This window comes from Ensifer sp. CCNWLY38, from assembly GCF_037120565.1.
Classification (GTDB): Bacteria; Pseudomonadota; Alphaproteobacteria; order Rhizobiales; family Rhizobiaceae; genus Ensifer; species Ensifer adhaerens_H.
Genome location: NZ_JBBBBO010000001.1, coordinates 721,198 through 742,496, shown reverse-complemented (window position 1 = coordinate 742,496; position 21,299 = coordinate 721,198). Strand labels below are relative to the sequence as shown.

The window sequence follows — 21,299 nt, the reverse complement described above, 5'->3', positions numbered from 1 at the left end:
AGCACGTCGCGGGCCTGTCATGGCGCGCTACATACGCGCTCGCACGGTTCTTGTACAGGGGCGAAGGGTCCAGAGCGGGATGAGGAAAGGTGTGCACGGTTTTCCGCCCACATCCCGCTCCAACTTACAGGAAACGATCACGTTTGTGGTTTTGGGTCGATCCGATCCAAAATCATCGTGTCTATAATCCCGGTTGGTCGCTGCGCGCGCCGAATTCGTTGGGTCCCGGCTCACCCGGCCACAGGCAAAGCGCGATGAAAACCACCGGGCTGAGGACGGGAATGAACAGACAGAGCGAGAGCGGTCCGGGATAGCCGATATCGTGCAGGCGCTTGATCGCCAGCATGGCGATCGAAGGCAGAGAGACGATCGCCGAGATGGCGAAGGCCAGTGTCCAGAGGGCCAGCGCCGTCTCGTGTTCTTCGTTGGCAACCATCCTGGCGACGATGAAGCCGCCGATTAGGAACCAGAACAGCCAGGACAGGAAGAAGGGCAGGCGACCGATGCGACCGGAGGGGCTGAAGAACAGCCAGGTCATGCTCGGCTGCGGCCCCTCCGGTGTCATCTCATCAGTCCCGAAGCAGTTCGTTGATGCCGGTCTTCGAGCGGGTCTTCTCGTCGACGCGCTTGACGATGACGGCGCAATAGAGGTTCGGTGCCGGCTGGCCGTTGCCCATGGTCGAGCCTGATGGCATCGAGCCTGCGACGACGACGGAATAGGGCGGCACTTCGCCATAGGTCACTTCGCCGGTGGCGCGGTCGACGATCTTGGTCGACTTGCCGATGAAGACGCCCATGCCGAGGACCGAGCCTTCGCGCACGATGCAGCCTTCGACGACTTCCGAACGGGCGCCGATGAAGCAATTGTCCTCGATGATCGTCGGGCCGGCCTGCATCGGCTCCAGTACGCCGCCGATGCCGACGCCGCCCGAAAGGTGCACGTGCTTGCCGATCTGGGCGCAGGAGCCGACGGTTGCCCAGGTATCGACCATCGTCCCTTCGCCGACATAGGCGCCGAGGTTGACGAAGGACGGCATCAGGATCGCGTTGGGGGCGATGTAGGCAGAGCGGCGCACGACACAGTTCGGCACAGCGCGGAAGCCGGCCTTCTCGAATTCGTTGACGCTCCAGCCGTCGAACTTCGACGGCACCTTGTCCCACCAGACGGACTGGCCCGGTCCACCCTTGACGATTTCCATCGGGTTGAGGCGGAAGGACAGTAGCACCGCCTTCTTCAGCCATTGATTGACCGTCCATACGCCATCCTCGCCGCGCTGGGCAACGCGGACCTTACCGCTGTCGAGCAGATTGAGCGCTGTCTCGACGGCATCGCGCACTGCGCCGCGCGTTCCGGTGTTGACGGAATCGCGGTCTTCAAAGGCGGTCTCGATCGTCTGCGACAGGGAGGTGAGGTCGTGGTTCGTCATCGGAATTCCTTAAAGTTCGGCGGTTATCCTGCGAAAGCTCTACTGCATAATTCCTCAAATCGGAATCGATTTAAGGACAAAAATACGCAGCAGATCTAGGTGCTGCAGCGATCTTGACACGCCTCGGATGACGGGCGTCGCTGTACGAACACGATCCTGAAAAGTTGAAGGGCTTTTCAGGCCGATGCGCTTGCCCGGGGTTGGCAAATCCGGGCGATTCCTGCACTACAGCGCCGCGCACCCGTTCGGGACGCGCAAGGGGCGCGCAGCGCATTGGTGCGCTTGCGACCTTCATGATCGAGAACTGAGGATAGGACGCGTCTGGACGAGATGCCGATTGTCCGGAACGCGACGGGAAAGACGACACGATGGCACGCATGAAGAAGCGCGCACTGCGCCGTAAGGACGGGGTCTGGGATCCACTGGCCGACAGCTCGCAGAGCCGGCAGCGAGCGCAGACGGTTCCGATCACGCCGCAATCGGCATCGCCCTCCTATCGCCTCGCCTATATCGACGACGATTTCCTTTGCCGCGAGGAACTGCGCCCGGTCCGGCTGCAGCTCGAACTCATGAAGACCGAGATGATGCTGGAAGAACGCGGCATCAATTCCACCGTAGTGATGTTCGGCGGCGCCCGCATCCCTGAGCCCGGCGGCGATGCCTGGGCGGCAAAGAACGAGACGCAGCGCAAGAACCTCGAGGCGGCTTCGGTCTATTACGAGGAAGCGCGCAAGTTCGCGCGGCTCTGCTCCGAGCATTCGGCCAAGCTGCACCACAAGGAATATGTGGTCGTCACCGGCGGCGGACCTGGCGTGATGGAGGCGGGCAACCGCGGCGCTCACGATGTCGGTGCACCGTCGATCGGGCTGAACATCGTGCTGCCGCATGAGCAGGCGCCGAACCGCTTCGTGACGCCGGAACTGTCGTTCAACTTCCACTACTTCGCCATCCGCAAGATGCACTTCCTCTTGCGTGCCAAGGCCGTCACCGTCTTCCCGGGCGGTTTCGGCACGCTCGACGAGCTCTTTGAAACGATGACGCTGATGCAGACCGGACGTCTGGCGCTGGTGCCGCTCATTCTCTTCGGCGAAAAGTTCTGGCGTTCGATCGTCAACTTCGAGGCGCTTTCCGAGTTTGGCACGATCGCACCCAATGACATCGATCTGGTACACTTTGTCGAAACGGCGGATGAGGCTTGGGAGATCATTGCCCGCTTCTACGAAACCGTCGATCCGAAGTCGGTGCCGATGGCGAACGGGCGGCGCTAGGCGCGGCGTTCAAAAATACACATAGCCCCTTGCGCGAGTTGCAAGGGGCTATGGGCTACTGCATGTTTCCTTAAATCGTAGCCGATTTAAGGATAAAAACATGCAGCAATTCAAAGTGCTACAGCGACCTTTGCGCGTCTGATTAAGACGCGCGGCGCTGTAGGCAGGAGCCTCTCCACCGGGCGGTGGAAAGAGGGGGGATGCTCCCGTCAGATCTTCTTGGTGAAGTCGGCTGCGTCGATGACGCCGTCACCGTTCTTGTCTCGCCGCTTGAACATGGTCTCGGCGGCGCTCGAAACTTCGCTCGCGCTTAGGGAGCCATTGCCATCGGTGTCGATGCGCTTGAAGGCCTTCGGCCTGAGACCCGGCAGCATCGCGGGACGGGCTTCCTTGACCTTGGCAAGGGCCGCTTCGCGCTCGGTGCCGGTCTCGTCCTTGGCCTCTTTCCAGGCCTTGCGTGCCTCGCGGAAGGCTTCGCGTTTTGCCTTCATCTCATCGGCACTGATCTGGCCATCGCCATTGGCGTCGAAGGTTTTGAAGTTGTTGGAGATCCGCGCCTGGAACTCGGTGAGCGAAACCTTCTGGTCCTTGTCGGTGTCGAGCCGCTGGATCATGCGCTCGCCCCGTTGCTCGGGCGTCATCTTTTCGCGCGCGGCAAAAGAGGGGCCGGCCATGCCGGTGACGGCGACTGAGAGCGCGGTCACGGTAAGGATCAGGATCTTGTTCGGCATCATGCTTCCTTTCGATCGGGTTTTCCCTGATCGAAAGGATAGCCGGTGAAGCGCGCCGTTCCAGTTAAACTTTGGTAATTTAAGTCATTGGCCGGAAAGAGGTTTTTTGCCGGCCAAATTGTGTCGGTCAGAGATCGGAGAGGACGTGGCGCAGGAAGCCGGTGAGGTCCTCCGTCACGTAGTCGATCTGCTCGTCGGTATCGTTCGACTTCTCCCAGGACTCCGCAAACGTGTATTCCAGGTTGTGCGGCACCAGCAGCACCGTCTTCATGCCGAGCGCCTTCGGCACCAGGAGATTTCGCGGCAGGTCCTCGAACATCACGGCGTTCCGGGTGTCGACCCGGTGCAGGCTCATGAACTTGTCATAGGTCTCACCAGCCGGCTTCGGCACGAAATCGGCCGCGACGATGTCGAAGATGTCGTCGAAATGGTCGAGGACCCCGAGCGCGCGCGCCGTCATCTGCGCATGCGCGACACTGCCGTTGGTGAAGATGAACTTGCGGCCCGGAAGCGACTTGATGGCTTCGCCGAGTGCCGGATCCGGCGGCACGATCGAGTAGTCGATCGCATGCGCCTGCTCGAGGAACTCGTTCGGGTCGATGCCGTGGTGGATCATCAGACCTTTGAGCGTCGTGCCGTGGTCGCGGTAGTAGTCTTTCTGCAGCTTTTTCGCATCGGCCGGGTCCAGCGACAAAAGCTTCGCCACATAGGCCGTCATGTTGCGGTCGATCTGCGCAAACAGGTTGACGTGGTGCGGATAGAGCGTGTTGTCGAGGTCGAAGACCCAGTCGGTGACATGGGCGAAGTCGGAATGGTTCGGCAGGCGGTTGAGTTTTTTCATGACCGCCTTATGACATGGGGAAAGGTGGCGGCAAATGAGAAAAATGCAAATCGCCGCTCGGGCCGCAATGCTGGCGCATAGAATTCCACTTTGAATTGTCAAACCGGCGTGGCATCTTCCGGCACGCGGTTTTGGCTCGGGGGAATGCAGTGCCAATGTCGGACGAACTGTTCTATCTGCTGTTTCTATTCGGATTCTACTCGTTCACCGTGGTGACCTATTTCGCGCTCGGTTACGGCATCACCTGGCTCAACGAGCGCAATCCCGAGCGAAAGATCCAGAAGGGCCGCGGCTCCGACAAGCGGCGCAAGGCGGAGATCCGCCAGAGCCTGGCATCGATGTTCAGCGCCTGCCTGCCGCTGACGATCGGCCTCTATGCGCAGCAGAAAGGCTGGGCGCCGGCACCCTGGGATTTCAGCTGGTGGTGGGCTGTGCCGCTCTTCGTGCTCAGCATGATCCTCTACGATGCCTGGTTCTATTTCATGCACCGGCTGCTGCACACCAAGTGGCTCTATCCGCTGCATGCCCTGCATCATAAAAGCGTCGCGCCGACGATCTGGAGCACCTATTCGGAAGATGTCTTCGACAACTTCCTGCTTCAGAGCTTTTCCGCCGTCGTCGTTTTCGTCGTGCCGTTTCCTGCGGCGATCCTCATCGGGCATAGGCTGTTCGAGCATTTCAATGGCATGATCGGGCATTGTGGCTTCGAGTATTTCGCCACGTCGACGGCCCGTTATCCGTCTCCCCTGTTGTGCACGACGTTCCATGACCAGCACCATTCAGGCTTCAAATACAACTACGCCAACTATTTCTCGTTCTGGGATCGTGTGCTCGGTACGCTCGCACCCAACTACGATCAGCGCGTGAAGACGTTTGAGGACGAGGCGCCGCGGATCGCGATCAGTCCGTCCGTTGTGCTCGCCGAGGCTCAGGAAAAGGCGGACTGAAACGCTGGAGAGTGCGGGGCCTTGGCAATGCCGGGACCCGCGTGCTAGCTCGCAGCCATGGAAACCTGGGTCCTTATCACCGTTGCCGCGGCATTCCTTCAGAATGTCCGCTCGGCCATGCAGAAACACCTGAAAGGCGTCATGGGCACGACGGGCGCGACCTTCGTGCGCTTCGGCTTCGGCCTGCCTTTCGCCTTTCTCTATCTGTTTCTGCTCTGGCAGGTGGCCGGTCGTCCGCTTCCAGTGCCGAACGGCACCTTCTTCCTCTGGGCTATCATCGGCGGGCTGGCGCAGATCGCTGCGACCTTCCTGCTCGTCCACCTCTTCTCGTTCCGCAACTTTGCTGTCGGCACCGCCTATTCCCGCACGGAGCCGGCGCAGGCGGCGGTGTTTGGCCTTATCTTCCTCGGTGAAAAGGCGAGCCAGGGAACCCTCGTGGCAATCGCCATCTCGGTCGTCGGCGTGATGCTGATCTCGGTGGCGCGCACGACACTCAGCCCACGCGCGCTCGTGACCTCGGTGTTCAGTCGCACGGCCGGCATAGGTTTGCTGTCAGGCACGTTCTTCGGTCTTTCAGCCGTTTCCTATCGTTCGGCCTCACTGGCGCTCGCGCCGAGCCTTCCGGCGCCCGACTACATCATGCAGGCGAGCTATACGCTCGGATTCGTCATCCTGCTGCAGACCGTGGTCATGCTGATCTGGATCGTGCTTCGCGAGCGTGACGAGCTGCCACGCATCGCCGCCGCCTGGAAGCCCGCCTTCGTCGTCGGCTTCGTCGGCGCATCCGCCTCCTTCGGCTGGTTCATGGCGATGACGCTGCAGCAGGCCGCCGTCGTCAAGGTCGTAGCGCAGGTGGAAATGCTCTTCACCTTCGCCTCGTCCTTCTTCATCTTCCGCGAATGGATCAACCGCCTCGAACTTTTCGGCTGCCTGCTGATCGTGCTCGGCGTGGTGATGCTCGTCCTGATCTGAAAACGCGTGCTGATCTGAAAAATAGGCGCCCGAAAACCGGCGCCTTCGCGCATGCGGGCGTGGTAGAACGCCTGCATGTTGTTCGATCTTCCCTCCGATGAAACGCTCTACGACGCGCTGATCGCGCGAAGCAGCGAATACGAAGGTGCTGCCTTCGTTTGCGTCAAGACGACAGGCGTCTTCTGCCGCCTGTCCTGCCCCGCCCGCAAACCGAAGCGCGAGAACACGATCTTCGTGGGCTCTATCGGGACCTGCCTGGAGACGGGTTTCCGTCCATGCCAGCGCTGCCGGCCGCTCGCGACGTTCGGCGCCAAGGACCCGCTCGTCGAGGACCTGCTGCAGGCGCTGGAAGCGGCACCGGAACGGCGCTGGAGCGAGGACGATATCGTTCGTCGCGGCCTCGATCCCTCGACGGTGCGGCGCGCTTTCAAGCGCAGCCTCGGCATCACCTTTCTCGATCTGGCGCGTCATCGTCGTCTGGGGCTGGCTGCCCGCCAGCTTGCCGCCGGCGGTCGGGTGATCGATGCCCAGCTCGAAGCCGGATACGAATCGCCAAGCGGCTTTCGTGCCGCATTCCAGAATTTGCTTGGCGACGCACCGGCGGCGGCGCAGGGGAGGGCCCTGCTTTTCTCCGACTGGATCGAAACGCCGCTCGGGCCGATGGTCGCCGTTGCCGATGCCACGCATCTGCATCTGCTCGAGTTCCATGACCGCAAGGCGCTGCCGACCGAACTGGAGAAACTGAAAAAAGGCACACGCTCGGCCATCGTTCCCGGCAGGACGGCGCCGATCGACCAGATCGAAAGCGAGCTCAACGCCTATTTCGCGGGCAAAACGGGCGCTTTCGAAACGCCGCTCGCACCGGGCGGTACGGCCTTCGAACGCAACGTTTGGGCGCAGCTTGCAAAAATTCCCGTCGGCGAGACGCGATCCTATGGTGACATTGCCCGCGAGGTCGATACGATCCAGGCCGCGCGTGCCGTGGCCAAGGCCAACGGTTCCAACCGGATCGCCATTGTCATCCCCTGCCACCGTTGCATCGGCTCGGATGGGGCTTTGACGGGCTATGGCGGCGGGATCTGGCGGAAGCAGTGGCTGCTACGGCACGAAGGAAAACTGAAATCCAAGGGATTGTTCGTGGAGGAAATGCAATGAGCCAGAAGGAAAAGGCACTCGCCTTTGCTGCCCTGCATCGGAAGGGCGACCCGGTGGTGCTCTATAACATCTGGGACGCCGGCAGCGCCAAGGCCGTGGCCGAAGCCGGTGCCAAGGCGCTTGCCACCGGAAGCTGGTCGGTGGCGGCCGCCCATGGGTTTGGCGATGGCGAGAAGGTGCCGATGGCGTGGCTCGCCGATGTCTCGCGGCTGATCGTTGCCTCGACGGAGCTGCCCGTCACCGTTGACTTCGAAGGCGCCTATTCCGACGATCCGGCGACCGGCGCTGCCAATGTCGCCCGCATTCTCGATGTCGGTGCCATCGGCATCAACTTCGAGGACCAGGTGGTCGGCAAGGGCGGCGTGCATGCGGTCGAAAAGCAGGCGGCGCGCATCCGTGCGATCCGCGAAATGGCCGATAGGCGGGGCATCCCGCTGTTCATCAACGCCCGCACGGATCTCTTCCTGCAGGAGAGCGACGAGACGCGGCACGCCGGCCTCGTCGACGAGGCGATCGCGCGCGGCAAGGCCTATGCCGAAGCCGGCGCCAGCGGCTTCTTCGTGCCGTGGCTGGTCGACGAAGGGCTGATTGCCAAGGTCTGTGCTGCCTCCAGCCTGCCGGTCAACATCATGATGCGGCCGGCCGCACCGGATCTGAAGTCACTCGCCCGCGCCGGCGTCGCGCGCGTCAGCTATGGCCCGTTCCCATACCGCGCGATGATGGAAAAGCTGAAAGCCGCAGCGACCGAGATCTACAAGGGCTGATCGGGCATCGCCCTCAAAAGAAAAGCGGGAGAAGGCCGATGCCGTCTCCCGCTTCTTTGTTGCTACGACACAGGTCGTTGCGGCTGATCAGGGCACGATCAGCGTGCCGGCGCCGCGCTCGGTGAAGATTTCGAGCAGCACCGAGTGGGCTGTCTTGCCGTTGAGGATGACGACGCCCTGGACGCCCGCCTTGATCGCGTCGATGCAGGTCTCGACCTTGGGGATCATGCCGCCGGAGATCGTGCCGTCGGCGATCAGCGCGCGGGCCTGGGAAACCGAGAGCTCCTTGATCAGGTTGCCCTGTTTATCGAGAACCCCGGGAACATCCGTCAGGAACAGGAGGCGCGTGGCGTTCAGCGCACCGGCGATGGCGCCGGCGAAGGTGTCGGCGTTGATGTTGTAGGTGTGGCCGTCGCGGCCAGGCGCCACCGGTGCGATGACCGGGATCATCTCCGAGCGGGCGAGCAGGTCGATCAGCGTGCGGTCGACTTCGACCACTTCGCCGACGAAGCCGAGATCGAGGACGCGTTCGATGTTGCTATCCGGATCCTTGATGGTCTTGCGCGCCTTTTCGGCGAAGACCATGTTGCCGTCCTTGCCGCAAAGGCCGATCGCCCATTCGCCCGTCTGGTTGATGAGCGCGACGATCTCCTTGTTGATCGAGCCGGCAAGCACCATCTCGACGATCTCGACCGTCTTCTCGTCGGTGACGCGCAGGCCGCCCTCGAACTTCGATTCGATGCCCATCTTCGTCAGCATCGCGCCGATCTGCGGGCCGCCGCCGTGCACGACGATCGGGTTGACGCCTGACTGCTTCAGAAGCGCGATGTCGCTGGCAAAGGCGCGGCCGAGCTCGCTGTTGCCCATGGCATGGCCGCCATATTTGACGACGATCGTCTTGTTTTCGTAGCGCTGCATATAGGGCAGGGCCTGGGTGAGCAGGCGTGCCTGGATTTCACTTTCATTGGCGGACATGACGGACCCTCGAAAAATACCGGCTGCTGTTTAGCGCAAGTTCCGGACCGATGGAATGATCGGCGAGCAATATAAAGCCGGAATGACGGAGATGGCTGGTGCATTGTGATCCGCGCCCTATCTCTGTTTACGGACGAGATTTTGGGGCGCACGCTGAATGATCGAGGAGGATGTAGCCGAGTTGCTTGGTCGCGTCTCGCTTGGCGATCGCGACGCCTTCGCCGAACTCTACCGGCAAACGAGCCCGAAACTCTTCGGCATCTGCCTTCGTATCCTCGGAAATCGGGGTGAAGCGGAAGAAGCGCTGCAGGAAATCTACGTCAAGATCTGGCAGCGGGCTGACCGATTTTCCCAAGGACAGGCGGCGGCGACGTCCTGGCTGGCGGCCATTGCACGCAATCAGGCGATCGACGTCGTCAGGGCGCGAAAACCGGCCGCCAACGCGATTGACGAAGCCTACGATTTGGCTGATCCTGCTGCCGATCCGGAAAAATCGGCGGTTGTCAGAGGAGAGGGCAGGCGGATCGATGCCTGCATGGAGGAGCTTGAAAAGGACCGCGCGGAGGCGGTTCGGCGTGCCTATGTCGAAGGTCTGAGTTACCAGGAACTGGCGGATACCTTCGCTGTGCCGCTGAACACGATGCGGACTTGGTTGAGGCGTAGCCTCATGAAGTTGCGAGAGTGTATGGAGCGATGACGACACCAACCCCAGAGGGCCGAGACTTCCGCCGCGATGAGGTGATCGCCGGCGAATATGTGCTTGGCGTGTTGTCTGCTGACGACCGACGCAAGGTCGAGGCCCGTCTTGCTTCCGATCGCAACTTCGCCGCAATGGTCGACCGCTGGCAGAGCAATCTCTCCTCTTTCGACGAGGCCTATGACGCGGTGGTGCCTCCACCCAGGAGCTTTTCCGCAATCGAGCGGCGGCTCTTCGAAACGGCCCGGCCCGAGCCGGTCGCGCCGCGCCGCGGGCTCTGGCATTCGCTGGCGCTTTGGCGTGGCCTGGCACTGGCTTCGCTGGCCGCTGTCATGGTCATGGGCGCTTCGCTCGCCGGCCTGTTCGAAGCGCCTTCGGCCGGCACCTCGCTCGTCGCGGAGCTCGCCGGCAAAGGCACTGCCATCGATCTCGTCGCCCACTTCGATCGGGCATCGGGGCGGCTGAAGGTAACGCCGGTTGCAGCAAGGCAGGCGGAGCAGAAATCGCTCGAGCTTTGGCTCATCAATGGCAGCAATCCGGCGATCTCGCTCGGCGTGCTGCCGCAGTCCGGCGAAGGCGAGATCGCCGTTCCATCGGCCTTCCAGTCGAGAATTTCGGCAGGCTCGGTTCTTGCCGTCAGCGTCGAACCGCTGGGCGGATCGCCGACCGGGTCGGCGACCGGGCCGATCATCGCACTCGGCAAGGCACGAAACCTCTAATCCGCCACCGAACAGAAATTCCCATTTTCTATCAGATAGATACGTTTCAGGAAAATTCCTGAAACTCTTTCTCTCGCCCTTCCGTTGCTTGTTTTGTTCCCACGGTGGGAACGGCAGCTTCGGCGGGGCGACTCACGCGTCGCCTCCCTCAACAGGAAGGAAGAGAAAGATGTTCACGTCTGCTATCCGCACTCTGGCGACAGCGTCCCTTCTTGCGGCAAGCGCACTTGCCGCCCATGCAGAAAATCCCATGGTCGGTGGGGCGCCGATGTATGCGGAGAAAAACATCGTCGAAAACGCCGTCAATTCGAAGGACCACACCACCCTGGTCGCCGCTGTCAAAGCAGCCGGTCTGGTAGAAACCTTGGAGGGCAAGGGCCCGTTCACGGTGTTTGCTCCGACGAACGCCGCCTTCGACGCGCTGCCCGCGGGCACGGTCGAGACACTTCTGAAACCGGAAAACAAGGAGAAGCTCACCAAGATTCTGACTTGCCACGTTGTTGCCGCCGACGCGATGTCTTCGGCGATATCAGGCATGATCAAGGACGACGGTGGCGAACATGACGTGAAGACCGTCGGCGGTTGCGTTCTCAAGGCCAAGGAGGATGGCGGCAAGCTGATGCTGACCGACGAGACCGGCGGCACGGCGACGGTAACGATCGCCGACGTCCAGCAGTCGAACGGCGTCATTCACGTGATCGACAAGGTGCTGCTGCCGAAGGGCTGACGAGCTTGCGCCGAGGCGGCGGTTCGTCGCCCCGGCGCTTTGCCAGCGGCCAGATGGCCGCTGGCCTTTTCGAGCCGCGCCTCACGGTGCTTTGATCCGCATTGTTTTGCCGTCGTTGTGGCCGGTCGCTATGCTCGCGCAAGGACCGGCAGGGGAGGCTTTCATGATCAACCGGCGCGTCTTCCTGATGGCGGGCTCTGCATTCGCCGCAGCAATCGCGTTCCGCGGTCTGACGCCTCTAGCGCGGGCGGCCGGTGGCGAATCCTTCGAGATCGTTAGGAGTGATGAGGAGTGGCGGGCGGTTCTGACCGACGACCAATACCGAATCCTGCGGCATGAGGATACGGAGCGCCCCTTCACCAGCGCGCTCAACAACGAGAAGCGCAAGGGTATCTTCCAATGCGCCGGCTGTGCGCTTCCGCTCTATTCGTCCGAGGCGAAGTATGACAGCGGCACCGGCTGGCCGAGCTTCTGGCAGTCATTGCCCGGCGCCGTGGCAACACGTGAGGACACTTCCCTGTCCATGACCCGCACGGAGTGCCATTGCCGACGCTGCGGCGGGCACCTCGGCCATATTTTCGATGACGGTCCACCGCCGACCGGCAAGCGCCATTGCATCAATGGCCTTGCGCTTGCCTTCGTGCCGGCGGCCAAATCCAGCTAGGCGCTCCGGCGGGAGCGCTAGCATCGGACCGCCGAATGTTCAGAACGACCCGGCTGGCGGCGAGGCAGCCGCCGCGCCGGAGAGTGCTGCCTGCAGCTTCTGCTCCTGTTCCGGTGAAAGCGACGTCTTCAGGACACGGCCGCGCAGGTCCGGGAATTCGGCGAGCACTTTCTCAGGCTGAACCTTGCGCACGAGGATGAACAGCGCCGAGGAATTGTTCGGAATGGTGTTGCCGAGCGATTTGATGAACTCGTCGTCGATGCCGTAGTCGGTCAGCGACCCGGAAAGGGCGCCGGCACCGGCGCCGAGCGCGCCGCCGATCGCAAAGCCCGCCAGCGGGTTGAGGAAAAGAAGGCCGACGAGCCCGCCCCAGATCGAACCGGAAAGCAACCCGGACGTGGCACCGACGGCCGTCAGGTTCAGGCTCTGCTTGAGATGAACCTTGCCTTCCGCGTCGCGCACGACCACGACCGCGTCCTCGAGGTCGATCAGGTATTCCTTCTTCAGCCCGGCGAGCCGGACCAGAACCCTATCGGCTTCCTCAGGGGAATCGAACCCGACAACGATCAAATCGGACATGACTTTCTCCTATCTCTGGCCGCGCCACCGATGTGGACGCAACGCAGAGATAGAGCGGATTGCATGTCGGGGTAGTGACAGAGATCAAAGACTTTGGGTCGATCGACCCCGTGCGGAGCGCGCGGTTCAAGACGCGCTTCGAACGCTTTCCAGGATCCCCTTAGCGGGCGATCGCCGTGCCGATCGCGGCACGCAGTTCGTCGATCCCCTGGCCCTCTTCCGAGGAGGTCGAGAGAACCTCCGGGAAGGCTGCGGGATGCTTCTTGATCTTCTCGAGCGTCTCGGCGATCAGCCGCGGCACGCCGGCGGCCTTAATCTTGTCGGTCTTGGTGAGCACGACCTGGTAGGAAACAGCCGCCTTGTCGAGCAGGGCGAGCACCTCCTCGTCATTCTTCTTGATGCCGTGGCGGGAGTCGATCAGCACATAGACGCGCTTCAGCGTCGAGCGGCCGCGGAGATAATCGAAGACGAGTTTCGTCCAGGCGTCGACCTGTTCCTTCGGCGCCTGGGCATAGCCGTAGCCCGGCATGTCGACGAGCGCCATCGGCGGCAGGTCGTCGGCCTCGCCGGAATAGCCATCGGGTACGAAGTAGTTGAGTTCCTGCGTGCGGCCCGGCGTGTTCGAGGTTCTTGCCAGTCCCTTATGGCCGACCAGCGCATTGATCAGCGACGACTTGCCGACATTCGAGCGGCCGGCAAAGGCGATTTCCACCGGTCCCTCCGGCGGCAGGAACTTCATGGCGGGCACGCCGCGAATGAAAATCCACGGCCGGCCGAACAACGGCTTGTCGTCTTTGGTTTTGCTTTCGGCCATCGGCGGTCGGTCCTTCATCGAGAAAGTCCATGGCTTCCCGGTTTTGGCCGTGGATGTCAAGGCGTCGGCGTGCGGACCGGCCGTGTGGGGATGGTTTGCGCCCGCCGGAACTCGTTGAAGAGATAGGCAAGCAGCGCCAGAAAGATGAAGGTGCCGCCGATGATCGTCCGGCCGCTCGGCACTTCGCCATGAATGATCGCGACCCAGAGCGGACCGAGCACGGTTTCGGCGGTGCCGAGCAGGGCGGCCAGCGCCGAAGGTACCAGCCGGGCACCGGTGACGAAGAGCGCCATGCCAAGCCCGAGGTTGAAGGCGCCGAAGACGAAGAGAAGTGCCAATTCGCCCGATGTCACCGCAAGCCCGGAAGACTGGCCCCCCGCGATGGCGCTGGCCGCGAAGCAGCCGAAGCAGGTGGCGGGCGTCATCCGCACATGCGGATAGCGGCGCGTGATGACGGTTGCCAGCGCGAAGACCACAGGGATCAGCAGCGCCAGCGCATCGCCAACCGGCGACACGCTGCCCGTCAGGCTCTCCGACACCATGATCGCGACCCCGACGATGACGGCCGTGATCGCGCCCCAGGTGAAGCGCGATACCCGCTCGCGAAACAGGATCCAGCTCATCAGCGCCGCAAACAGCGGCACGCCGGCGCCGAGCAGCACGACATTGGCGATCGTTGTATAGGAAATGGCGATGATGAAGGAGGTCGAGGCGATGGTGAAGCAGAGCCCGACGGCGATGCCCGGCCAGCCCATGCCCTTGAAGAGTGCCAGCGTGCCACGCGGTCCGTCGCGCACCAGCATGAAGGCGAGCAGGAAGAGGCCGGCAAACAGGCAGCGCCAGAAGACGATCGTCCAGCTGTCGGGGATCTCCAGGAAGCGGGCGATGGCTCCTCCGAAACTCCAGAAGAAGGCCGAGCCGAAGACGAGCAGGGCGCCAAGCTTCTCGTTGGCGGCGAGCGGAGCGGAGGTGGCCGACGGGTCGGTCATGGCAAATTGTCCTGGAGCGAGGCGCAGAGATTTCGATATCGCCTGATGCCCGCGCCGCGCGCCCGCGTCAACGCCATTGCGTGTCGCGCGATGGCGCAGAAACGAAAAAGCCCCGGACCGTGGTCCGGGGCTCTGGGATTGTCGTGCCGGAGGCGTCATTCCGCCGGTTTGGGTTTCTTCGAAAACAGGCCCTTCAGGTTGTCGAAGAGCTCGATCTTCACGCCCTGGCGCTTCATGATGATCGACTGCTGGGCCACCGAAAGCGTGTTGTTCCAGGCCCAGTAGATCACGAGGCCGGCCGGGAAGGATGCCAGCATGAAGGTGAAGACCACGGGCATCCAGGTGAACAGCATTGCCTGGGTCGGATCCGGCGGCGTCGGGTTCATGCGCATCTGCACGAACATGGTGATACCCATGATGATCGGCCAGACGCCGAGGTGCAGGAAGGCCGGGCCGTCGAACGGCAGCAAGCCGAAGAGGTTGACGATCGTCGTCGGATCGGGCGCCGAGAGGTCGTGGATCCAGCCGAAGAACGGCGCATGGCGCATCTCGATGGTGATGTAGATCACCTTGTAGAGCGCGAAGAACACCGGGATCTGGATCAGGATCGGCCAGCAGCCCGCCAGCGGATTGATCTTCTCGTCCTTGTAGAGCTGCATCATCGCCTGCTGCAGGCCCATGCGGTCGTCGCCGAACTTCTTCTTCAGTTCTTCCATCTTCGGCTGAACCTTCTTCATGTTCGCCATCGATGCGTATTGCTTGTTGGCGAGCGGGAAGAACAGGCCCTTGACCACGATCGTGGTGATCAGGATCGCGATGCCGAAGTTGCCGAACAGACGGAAGAAGAAATCCATCATTTTGAACATCGGCTTGGTGATGAAGTAGAACCAGCCCCAGTCGATCAGCTTGTCGAAGTTGGGGATCGAGTAGGCCACTTCGTAATTGTCGACGACGGGAACTTCCTTGGCGCCGGCAAACACGAGGTTCTTGACTTCCGAGGACTGGCCGGCAGCGATGGTGATCGCATCGCTCTTGTAGTCGCTTTGGTAGCGGCCGCGGCCGTCGGTGAAGTGCGAGAAACGGGTGTCATAGGGCGTCGCCTGCGGCGGAACGATTGCGGAGGCCCAGTACTTGTCGGTGATGCCGAGCCAGCCGCCGGTCGCCTTGCCCGGTTCGATGGCCTTGTCGTCCTCGATCTTCGAATAGCCGACTTCCTGCAGGCCGTGATCGCCGAGGACGCCGATGAAGCCTTCATGCAGCACGTAGACGCTCGGCGTCGTCGGCTTGTTGAAGCGGGTCACGCGGCCATAGGACGAAAGCGCCAGCGGCTCGGCCGTGTCGTTCTTGATGCTGTCGACCACCTGGAACATGTAGTGGTCGTCAACCGAGATCGTGCGGGTAAAGGTGACGCCCTTTTCGTTGGTGAAGGTCAGTGTTACCGGGGTCGCTGCGGTCAGCTTGTCGCCGCCTGCAAGCGTCCACACGGTCTGCGGGCCCGGCACGCTGCCGGTTGCATCGCTGCCGACATAGCCAAGTTCGGCGAAGTAGCCGTCGGTGGTCTCTGCCGGGCTGAAGAGCGTGATGACGGGGCTCTTCGGATCGACCGTCTCGCGGTATTCCTTGAGCTTGAGGTCGTCGAAGCGTGCGCCTGCCAGGTTGATGGAGCCGGAAAGGGCTGGCGTGTCGATCGCAACGCGGGCCGATTTGGCAATTGCATGGTCGCGGTTCTCACCGGCGCCCGGAATTGCACCGCTGCCCGGCAGAGCTTGGCCCGAAGGCTGCTGCGTCGGGGTCGCCGACTGCGACTGCGCCTGTTGCGCCTGCAGTGCTTCCGCAGCGATGCGTTCCTTTTCCATCTTCGGATTGACGTAAAGGAACTGCCAGGCAATGAGGATCAGCACGGACAGGCCAATCGCCACGAAATAGTTGCGGTTTTTTTCCATCATGGTTTCCTGGAACCGGCCGGCGGCCGCTTCTGTTTCGGCTTGTTTTCGATGCGCTCGCCAAGCCCCCGGGTCAAGGCGTCGAAGGGGGCGTTCAGGAGATCGCGTCGGGCGACAATCACATAGTCGTGTCCGGGTTTCATTGCAAACCCGGCGGAAAGCCGCACCGCCTCTTTCAGGCGTCGGCGCATCCGGTTTCGCTCGACGGCATTGCCGTGTTTCTTGGTAACGGTGAAGCCGACGCGGGCTTCGCCCTCCGGATCGTTGCGGTCGAGCACTTCGAGGAGAAACAAGGGGCCTCTACGGCTTTCTCCTGCCCGAACGGCCAAAAACTGCGGACGGCTTTTCAGCCGCCCGACAGTCGTTTTGTCTTTATCTGACGTCATGTGCCCGGACACTGGTTTCGGGCAGTTTCGGCTTAAGCCGAAAGACGCTTGCGGCCACGAGCCCGGCGGGCTGCGAGGACCTTCTGGCCACCCTTGGTAGCCATACGCGAACGGAAGCCGTGGCGACGCTTGCGGACAAGCTTGGACGGTTGGTAGGTACGCTTCATTTATTTAATACCGCGGTGTGCGGCCCTTCTTGGGTTTGCGTGTAGCAAGGAGCGTTTACGTTACCGGACACGGCTCCGCCTTGCGGGCAGGAGGGCTTGACCGGACGTGCGCGGCTTATAAGGGGAAATTTCCCGGAAAGTCAATTGCGGCCGGTGATTCAGTGGCGGCGGGATCGCAAATATAAGCGGCACGCTCGATCGAGGCGTGTCACAGGCGCGCGAAAGGCGGGCATCTAGCCGAGATTGGTAAACAGAACTCTAACCGGCGTTCCCCAGAATGCCGGCCGGCGGCGGCGAGCTTTATTAACCACGGCTATTTTAGGGTCGTCTCGGTGCAATGGGGTGGCGGCAGTCCGATAATCGGACAGGTCTCGCGACCTTGTGGAGGTCGGGATGAAAATACGCGGTAAAATCTATCTGATCGTCGGGATCATGAGCCTGCTGGCGGTTGCGGTGACCGGGATGTCGCTCGTGGCGGTCGCCAAGTACAACGAGAAATTCCATCAGTACGAGAATGTCGCTGCGCGCGCCTTCAAGGCGGAACGCCTGAACCGCCTGGTGACCACGGTGGTGATGGAATCGCGCGGTATCTATGCCGCCCCGACCGTCGAAAAGGCCAAGCCCTTTGCCGAGGGTATCCGCAAGAGCCTTGACAAGATCGACACGCTGCTCGCCGAGTGGCGCCCGCTGATCCCCGCCGACACACAGGCCTCCTTTGATACGCTGGTCAGCAAGGCGCAGGAGTTCAAGACGTTCCGCGTCGAAACGGCTCGCCTCGGCGAACAGGTTTCGCCCCAGGCTGCCAGCGAGCAAGGCAACAATGATGCCAATCGCGCAAACCGCAAGGCCTTCCAGCAACAGATCGACTCCGTCGCCGATATCAATCTGAAGACACTTGAAGTCGTCACCGCGGAGGTCGCGGTCTTCGAGCGCTCGGTGGTCATCGTCATCCTGGGTATCGCCGGCCTCGGCATGCTGGCCGGCCTCGGCGCGGCCTTCTATATCGCAACGAACCATTTGAGCCGCCCGATCCTCGAGCTGACCGGCAAGATGAAGCAGCTGGCTGGCGGCGATCTGACCGTCGACGTGCCCTTCGCCGGCCGCAAGGACGAGATCGGCGAAATGGCCGAGGCCGTTCAGGTCTTCAAGCAGAACGGCCTTGCCGTTCGCGACCTCAACGCGCAGGAAGCGGTGCTGCGCGAAAAGAGCGCCGATCTCCAGTCGAGCATCGGCGTCGTCGTGGCGGCCGCTGCTGCCGGTGATTTCACCAAGCGCATCGGCAAGGATTACGAGAACGACGACCTCAACCGCTTCGCCGCAAGTGTCAACGAACTGGTCGGCAGCGTCGATGCGGGTATCGCCGAGACCCGCCGGGTCGTTGCGAGCCTCGCGGGCGGCGACCTGACCCAGAGCATGAACGGCCATTTCCAGGGCGCCTTCGCCGAGCTGCAGAAGAACGTCAACGAGACGCTGTCGACGCTGCAGAAGACGCTGCGTGAAGTCCGCGTGACGACCGACACGATCAACGGCAACTCGTCCGAACTGCGTGCAGCAGCCGACGACCTTTCGAAGCGCACCGAGCAGCAGGCCGCGGCCCTCGAGGAAACCTCCGCCGCGCTTGATGAGATCACCGTTGCGGTGAAGAGCTCGACCGAGCGGGCGCAGGAAGCGACCGTCATGGTCAATGAGGCCAAGCACAGCGCCGCGCAGTCGGCCGCCGTCGTACGCAACGCCGTCGACGCCATGGGGCGCATCGAGCAGGCTTCGAGCGAGATCGGCCAGATCACCAACGTGATCGACGAAATCGCCTTCCAGACCAACCTCCTGGCGCTGAATGCCGGCGTCGAGGCAGCACGCGCCGGCGATGCTGGCAAGGGCTTTGCGGTTGTCGCACAGGAAGTGCGCGAGCTTGCCCAGCGTGCGGCAAGTGCCGCCAAGGACATCAAGTCGTTGATCTCGAAGTCGGGCAGCGAAGTGGCGACCGGCGTCCGGCTGGTTCAGGAAACCGGATCGGCTCTCGGTGAGATCGAAGACCGCGTCCTGAAGATCAACGATCATATCCACTCGATCGCAACGGCGGCGCGCGAGCAGTCGACGGGCCTCAGCGAAGTCAGCACCGCGGTCAACCAGATGGACCAGGTGACCCAGCAGAACGCGGCGATGGTGGAGGAGGCGAATGCCGCCACCCACAAGCTCTCCGCCGAGGCCAACAACCTCGCCAACCTGATCGCCTACTTCAAGGTGGACAATACCGCGGCAAGGCCGGTGGTCGTCGCGCGTGAAACCGCCCGCCCGGTCGAATCGCCGGCGCGGCGCATGATGGGCAACGTCGCCCGCGCCTTTGGCGGCGGCTCCGCCGCGGCTGTGGCGAAGGACGATTGGCAAGAGTTCTGATCGGCGACTTGCCTCGCCAGGTGTTCGGAGCCCGCGGTACCTCTGGTGCCGCGGGTTCGCTTTTTGGGGGTGCCTCCTATGCCAGTCGCCGGTCTCACGGCACTGCCGCCAGCCGCAATCCCCGAAGCGTTGCAGCACTGTTCCCTGGGTGACTTACAGCGATCCGGATTCTGTGCAGGTAGGCCAGAGCGATGCGAGGGGAGGGAGATAAATCGGGATGTGGTCCTTTGCAATTGTCAACGGCGCGACACCGAATGATGTCCGCGCCTATGCCGCGCCGCGCCCAATCCCTCTGAGATTGGAAAACAGATGGCCATCTCCTATTATGGACCCTTGGCGCGAAGCTCCTTGGCTCGGACATTTGTACGGGGTCTCGGGCGCTTTGGTTGACGGGCAGGGAAGTTTGTAAGGCATGGCGGAAGAGACGCGTCCGGCAACGGCAAGTGAGCCACCAAAGACGAGTGCGGGGTTCTTCCGGGGTCTCTCCGGCAAGCTGCTCCTGCTGACCATTGTCTTCGTCATGCTGGCGGAGGTGCTGATCTTCGCACCGTCTGTCGCGACCATGCGCATTCGTTGGCTGGAGGATCGGCTGAACACGGCTGCTGCCGCCGCCGTCGTCGTCGATGGCTTGCAGAATGTCGAGCTGCCGCGGAGCGTCCAGAAGGACACGCTGATGGCGACCGGCACGAAGGCGATCGTCATCCGCCGCAAGGATGCGTCGCGCATGATCGCGCTCACCGACATGCCCCTTGAGATCGAGGGCGAGTACGACGTCGCCAATGCTACGGCTTTTGGCGCCATCCGCGATGCCTTCGACACCCTGCTCTTCGGCGGCGATCGTGTGATCCGTGTCTATGGGCCGCTCGGCGAAAGTGACGCGACGATCGAGCTCCTGATGAAGGATGCGAGCCTGCGCAAGGCGATGCTCGTCTATTCGCGCAACGTCTTCTTCCTGTCGATCGTCATTTCGCTGATCACGGCGGCACTGATCTTCCTCGCCATCAACCGCATGCTGATCACGCCGATCCGGCGGATGACGGCGAACATGCAGGAATTCTCCGACGATCCGGCCGATCCGGGTCGGGTGCTCGTGCCGCCGGAGGGGCGCGATGAGCTTGCCGTCGCCGGCCAGCATCTCGCCAGCATGCAGCGCGAATTGCAGAAGACGCTGAAGCAGCAGAAGAGCCTTGCCGAGCTTGGCCTTGCGGTGTCGAAGATCAACCACGACATGCGCAACATCCTGTCCTCGGCACAACTGATCTCCGACCGCTTGGCCGACGTGGACGATCCCGTGGTCAAGCGTTTCGCCCCGACCCTGCTGCGCACCATCGACCGGGCCGTCGGCTATACGCGCGAAGTCCTCTCCTATGGCCGCACCACCGAGGCCGAGCCGCATCGACGCTTCGTGGCGCTGAAGCCGCTCGTGTCCGATGTCGCCGAACTGCTGGCGATCGATCCCCAGGCGGGCATCGATTTCCAGATCCAGATGCAGGACGACATCGAGGTCGACGCGGACAGCGAGCAGCTCTTCCGGGTGGTGCACAATATCTGCCGCAATGCCGTCCAGGCCTTGACCAACCACGAACCGGAAGACGGCCGTCCGCGGCTGGTCACGGTGTCGGCCATGCGCATCGGCAGCGTCGTCACCATTTCCGTCGACGATACCGGCCCCGGCATGCCGCCGAAGGCGCGGGAAAACCTGTTTGCCGCTTTCCGCGGCTCGGCCCGCTCCGGCGGCACCGGACTTGGTCTCGCGATCGCGCGCGAACTGGTGCTCGCCCATGGCGGCACGATCGCGCTTGTCGAAAAGCCGACGCCCGGCACGCTCTTCCGCATCGAACTGCCCGACCGGCCGGTGCCGCTCGACGCGTTCCGCTCGAAATTCCGCCACTAGGCTGCAAACGTTCTCAAGTTCCGGGTGGAGCCTGTGCAAACGCTGCTGCCCCAGAATATTTTCTGTATTTGGCATTTCTGCCGCGACGCCCTGCTTTCCAAAGCGTCTGCGCGCCGGCATGGTCTTGTTCGTCCACAGCAAAACGGGACGCCGTCGTAAAAATGAAATTTTTTACCGAACGGCGCTTGCAATCCCCGAAAGGACCCTTTAGAGAACCGCTCACGCAAGCGGTTCGACCGCTTCAGG

General features: G+C 62.3%; 22 protein-coding genes. 11 read left to right on the top strand and 11 right to left on the bottom strand.

Annotation, left to right across the window (positions count from 1 at the left end; translation table 11 throughout):
* Positions 1–181 precede the first annotated feature (181 nt).
* Both V7S54_RS03640 and dapD read right to left on the bottom strand, forming a co-directional pair.
* Complete coding sequence (locus V7S54_RS03640; protein WP_058329084.1) at positions 182–565, bottom strand: DUF805 domain-containing protein; 384 nt, start codon at positions 563–565, stop codon at positions 182–184.
* Between the two features lie 4 nt (positions 566–569).
* Positions 570–1,427 carry a 2,3,4,5-tetrahydropyridine-2,6-dicarboxylate N-succinyltransferase gene (dapD, locus tag V7S54_RS03635; RefSeq protein ID WP_065372254.1) on the bottom strand — a complete coding sequence of 286 codons (858 nt, stop codon included), beginning with the start codon at positions 1,425–1,427 and terminating at the stop codon, positions 570–572.
* Positions 1,428–1,795: 368 nt separating this feature from the next.
* On the opposite strand from dapD, the gene V7S54_RS03630 reads away from it, so the two are divergent.
* Positions 1,796–2,695 carry an LOG family protein gene (locus V7S54_RS03630; RefSeq protein WP_065372255.1) on the top strand — a complete coding sequence of 300 codons (900 nt, stop codon included), beginning with the start codon at positions 1,796–1,798 and terminating at the stop codon, positions 2,693–2,695.
* Between the two features lie 209 nt (positions 2,696–2,904).
* On the opposite strand, the gene V7S54_RS03625 is transcribed toward V7S54_RS03630, so the two are convergent.
* Together V7S54_RS03625 and V7S54_RS03620 are read right to left on the bottom strand one after the other, a co-directional pair.
* Positions 2,905–3,426: an EF-hand domain-containing protein gene (locus tag V7S54_RS03625; RefSeq protein ID WP_210183779.1), complete on the bottom strand. Its 522-nt coding sequence runs from the start codon at positions 3,424–3,426 to the stop codon at positions 2,905–2,907.
* 127 nt (positions 3,427–3,553) lie between these two features.
* The gene (locus V7S54_RS03620) at positions 3,554–4,267 is read right to left on the bottom strand and encodes a pyrimidine 5'-nucleotidase (RefSeq protein ID WP_083203445.1); all 714 of its coding nucleotides are present in this window, start codon (positions 4,265–4,267) and stop codon (positions 3,554–3,556) included.
* A gap of 155 nt (positions 4,268–4,422) precedes the next feature.
* Between V7S54_RS03620 and V7S54_RS03615 the strand changes: the two genes are divergently transcribed.
* The 4 genes from V7S54_RS03615 to V7S54_RS03600 all read left to right on the top strand — a co-directional run bounded on the left by V7S54_RS03615 (position 4,423) and on the right by V7S54_RS03600 (position 8,105).
* Positions 4,423–5,214, top strand: a complete 792-nt coding sequence (locus V7S54_RS03615; RefSeq protein WP_065372257.1) for a sterol desaturase family protein — start codon at positions 4,423–4,425, stop codon at positions 5,212–5,214.
* Positions 5,215–5,271: 57 nt separating this feature from the next.
* Positions 5,272–6,186, top strand: a complete 915-nt coding sequence (locus V7S54_RS03610) for a DMT family transporter (protein ID WP_336408049.1) — start codon at positions 5,272–5,274, stop codon at positions 6,184–6,186.
* A gap of 75 nt (positions 6,187–6,261) precedes the next feature.
* A complete protein-coding gene (locus V7S54_RS03605) occupies positions 6,262–7,341 on the top strand; it encodes a bifunctional transcriptional activator/DNA repair enzyme AdaA (protein WP_336408048.1) in 1,080 nt (359 codons plus the stop codon).
* Positions 7,338–8,105: an isocitrate lyase/PEP mutase family protein gene (locus tag V7S54_RS03600; RefSeq protein WP_065372259.1), complete on the top strand. Its 768-nt coding sequence runs from the start codon at positions 7,338–7,340 to the stop codon at positions 8,103–8,105. Before V7S54_RS03605 ends, V7S54_RS03600 begins: the two co-directional genes overlap by 4 nt.
* 87 nt (positions 8,106–8,192) lie before the next feature.
* On the opposite strand, the gene argB is transcribed toward V7S54_RS03600, so the two are convergent.
* A complete protein-coding gene (gene argB, locus V7S54_RS03595) occupies positions 8,193–9,080 on the bottom strand; it encodes an acetylglutamate kinase (RefSeq protein WP_065372260.1) in 888 nt (295 codons plus the stop codon).
* Positions 9,081–9,237: 157 nt separating this feature from the next.
* Between argB and V7S54_RS03590 the strand changes: the two genes are divergently transcribed.
* The 4 genes from V7S54_RS03590 to msrB all read left to right on the top strand — a co-directional run bounded on the left by V7S54_RS03590 (position 9,238) and on the right by msrB (position 11,887).
* Positions 9,238–9,777, top strand: a complete 540-nt coding sequence (locus V7S54_RS03590) for a sigma-70 family RNA polymerase sigma factor (RefSeq protein ID WP_065372261.1) — start codon at positions 9,238–9,240, stop codon at positions 9,775–9,777.
* Entirely contained in the window at positions 9,774–10,496 is a 723-nt protein-coding gene (locus V7S54_RS03585) for an anti-sigma factor (protein ID WP_065372262.1), read from the top strand. Before V7S54_RS03590 ends, V7S54_RS03585 begins: the two co-directional genes overlap by 4 nt.
* Positions 10,497–10,665: 169 nt before the next feature.
* The gene (locus V7S54_RS03580) at positions 10,666–11,223 is read left to right on the top strand and encodes a fasciclin domain-containing protein (protein ID WP_065372263.1); all 558 of its coding nucleotides are present in this window, start codon (positions 10,666–10,668) and stop codon (positions 11,221–11,223) included.
* Positions 11,224–11,386: 163 nt separating this feature from the next.
* Entirely contained in the window at positions 11,387–11,887 is a 501-nt protein-coding gene (gene msrB / locus V7S54_RS03575) for a peptide-methionine (R)-S-oxide reductase MsrB (RefSeq protein ID WP_065372264.1), read from the top strand.
* 39 nt (positions 11,888–11,926) lie between these two features.
* On the opposite strand, the gene V7S54_RS03570 is transcribed toward msrB, so the two are convergent.
* From V7S54_RS03570 to rpmH, 6 genes are all read right to left on the bottom strand, one after another.
* Positions 11,927–12,466: a DUF1269 domain-containing protein gene (locus V7S54_RS03570; RefSeq protein WP_065372265.1), complete on the bottom strand. Its 540-nt coding sequence runs from the start codon at positions 12,464–12,466 to the stop codon at positions 11,927–11,929.
* A 160-nt stretch (positions 12,467–12,626) separates the two neighbouring features.
* The gene (gene yihA, locus V7S54_RS03565) at positions 12,627–13,280 is read right to left on the bottom strand and encodes a ribosome biogenesis GTP-binding protein YihA/YsxC (protein WP_065372449.1); all 654 of its coding nucleotides are present in this window, start codon (positions 13,278–13,280) and stop codon (positions 12,627–12,629) included.
* Positions 13,281–13,336: 56 nt separating this feature from the next.
* Complete coding sequence (locus V7S54_RS03560) at positions 13,337–14,269, bottom strand: DMT family transporter (RefSeq protein WP_065372266.1); 933 nt, start codon at positions 14,267–14,269, stop codon at positions 13,337–13,339.
* Between the two features lie 155 nt (positions 14,270–14,424).
* Positions 14,425–16,212, bottom strand: a complete 1,788-nt coding sequence (yidC, locus tag V7S54_RS03555) for a membrane protein insertase YidC (RefSeq protein ID WP_083203446.1) — start codon at positions 16,210–16,212, stop codon at positions 14,425–14,427.
* Positions 16,212–16,610 (bottom strand): ribonuclease P protein component, encoded by a 399-nt coding sequence (rnpA, locus tag V7S54_RS03550; protein ID WP_057248057.1) that lies wholly within the window; start codon positions 16,608–16,610, stop codon positions 16,212–16,214. The genes yidC and rnpA overlap by 1 nt, the downstream gene beginning before the upstream one ends.
* 20 nt (positions 16,611–16,630) lie before the next feature.
* Positions 16,631–16,765 (bottom strand): 50S ribosomal protein L34, encoded by a 135-nt coding sequence (rpmH, locus tag V7S54_RS03545; protein ID WP_077962533.1) that lies wholly within the window; start codon positions 16,763–16,765, stop codon positions 16,631–16,633.
* 393 nt (positions 16,766–17,158) lie between these two features.
* Between rpmH and V7S54_RS03540 the strand changes: the two genes are divergently transcribed.
* Entirely contained in the window at positions 17,159–19,159 is a 2,001-nt protein-coding gene (locus tag V7S54_RS03540) for a methyl-accepting chemotaxis protein (protein ID WP_065372268.1), read from the top strand.
* Between the two features lie 412 nt (positions 19,160–19,571).
* Complete coding sequence (locus tag V7S54_RS03535; RefSeq protein ID WP_065372269.1) at positions 19,572–21,053, top strand: sensor histidine kinase; 1,482 nt, start codon at positions 19,572–19,574, stop codon at positions 21,051–21,053.
* The last annotated feature ends 246 nt before the right edge of the window (positions 21,054–21,299 follow it).

Bases quoted from the DNA above. Each gene is read 5' to 3' on its own strand.
- V7S54_RS03640 (WP_058329084.1), bottom strand. From the start codon at position 565: ATGACACCGGAGGGGCCGCAGCCGAGCATGACCTGGCTGTTCTTCAGC.
- dapD (WP_065372254.1), bottom strand. From the start codon at position 1,427: ATGACGAACCACGACCTCACCTCCCTGTCGCAGACGATCGAGACCGCC.
- V7S54_RS03630 (WP_065372255.1), top strand. From the start codon at position 1,796: ATGGCACGCATGAAGAAGCGCGCACTGCGCCGTAAGGACGGGGTCTGG.
- V7S54_RS03625 (WP_210183779.1), bottom strand. From the start codon at position 3,426: ATGCCGAACAAGATCCTGATCCTTACCGTGACCGCGCTCTCAGTCGCC.
- V7S54_RS03620 (WP_083203445.1), bottom strand. From the start codon at position 4,267: ATGAAAAAACTCAACCGCCTGCCGAACCATTCCGACTTCGCCCATGTC.
- V7S54_RS03615 (WP_065372257.1), top strand. From the start codon at position 4,423: ATGTCGGACGAACTGTTCTATCTGCTGTTTCTATTCGGATTCTACTCG.
- V7S54_RS03610 (WP_336408049.1), top strand. From the start codon at position 5,272: ATGGAAACCTGGGTCCTTATCACCGTTGCCGCGGCATTCCTTCAGAAT.
- V7S54_RS03605 (WP_336408048.1), top strand. From the start codon at position 6,262: ATGTTGTTCGATCTTCCCTCCGATGAAACGCTCTACGACGCGCTGATC.
- V7S54_RS03600 (WP_065372259.1), top strand. From the start codon at position 7,338: ATGAGCCAGAAGGAAAAGGCACTCGCCTTTGCTGCCCTGCATCGGAAG.
- argB (WP_065372260.1), bottom strand. From the start codon at position 9,080: ATGTCCGCCAATGAAAGTGAAATCCAGGCACGCCTGCTCACCCAGGCC.
- V7S54_RS03590 (WP_065372261.1), top strand. From the start codon at position 9,238: ATGATCGAGGAGGATGTAGCCGAGTTGCTTGGTCGCGTCTCGCTTGGC.
- V7S54_RS03585 (WP_065372262.1), top strand. From the start codon at position 9,774: ATGACGACACCAACCCCAGAGGGCCGAGACTTCCGCCGCGATGAGGTG.
- V7S54_RS03580 (WP_065372263.1), top strand. From the start codon at position 10,666: ATGTTCACGTCTGCTATCCGCACTCTGGCGACAGCGTCCCTTCTTGCG.
- msrB (WP_065372264.1), top strand. From the start codon at position 11,387: ATGATCAACCGGCGCGTCTTCCTGATGGCGGGCTCTGCATTCGCCGCA.
- V7S54_RS03570 (WP_065372265.1), bottom strand. From the start codon at position 12,466: ATGTCCGATTTGATCGTTGTCGGGTTCGATTCCCCTGAGGAAGCCGAT.
- yihA (WP_065372449.1), bottom strand. From the start codon at position 13,280: ATGGCCGAAAGCAAAACCAAAGACGACAAGCCGTTGTTCGGCCGGCCG.
- V7S54_RS03560 (WP_065372266.1), bottom strand. From the start codon at position 14,269: ATGACCGACCCGTCGGCCACCTCCGCTCCGCTCGCCGCCAACGAGAAG.
- yidC (WP_083203446.1), bottom strand. From the start codon at position 16,212: ATGGAAAAAAACCGCAACTATTTCGTGGCGATTGGCCTGTCCGTGCTG.
- rpmH (WP_077962533.1), bottom strand. From the start codon at position 16,765: ATGAAGCGTACCTACCAACCGTCCAAGCTTGTCCGCAAGCGTCGCCAC.
- V7S54_RS03540 (WP_065372268.1), top strand. From the start codon at position 17,159: ATGAAAATACGCGGTAAAATCTATCTGATCGTCGGGATCATGAGCCTG.
- V7S54_RS03535 (WP_065372269.1), top strand. From the start codon at position 19,572: ATGGCGGAAGAGACGCGTCCGGCAACGGCAAGTGAGCCACCAAAGACG.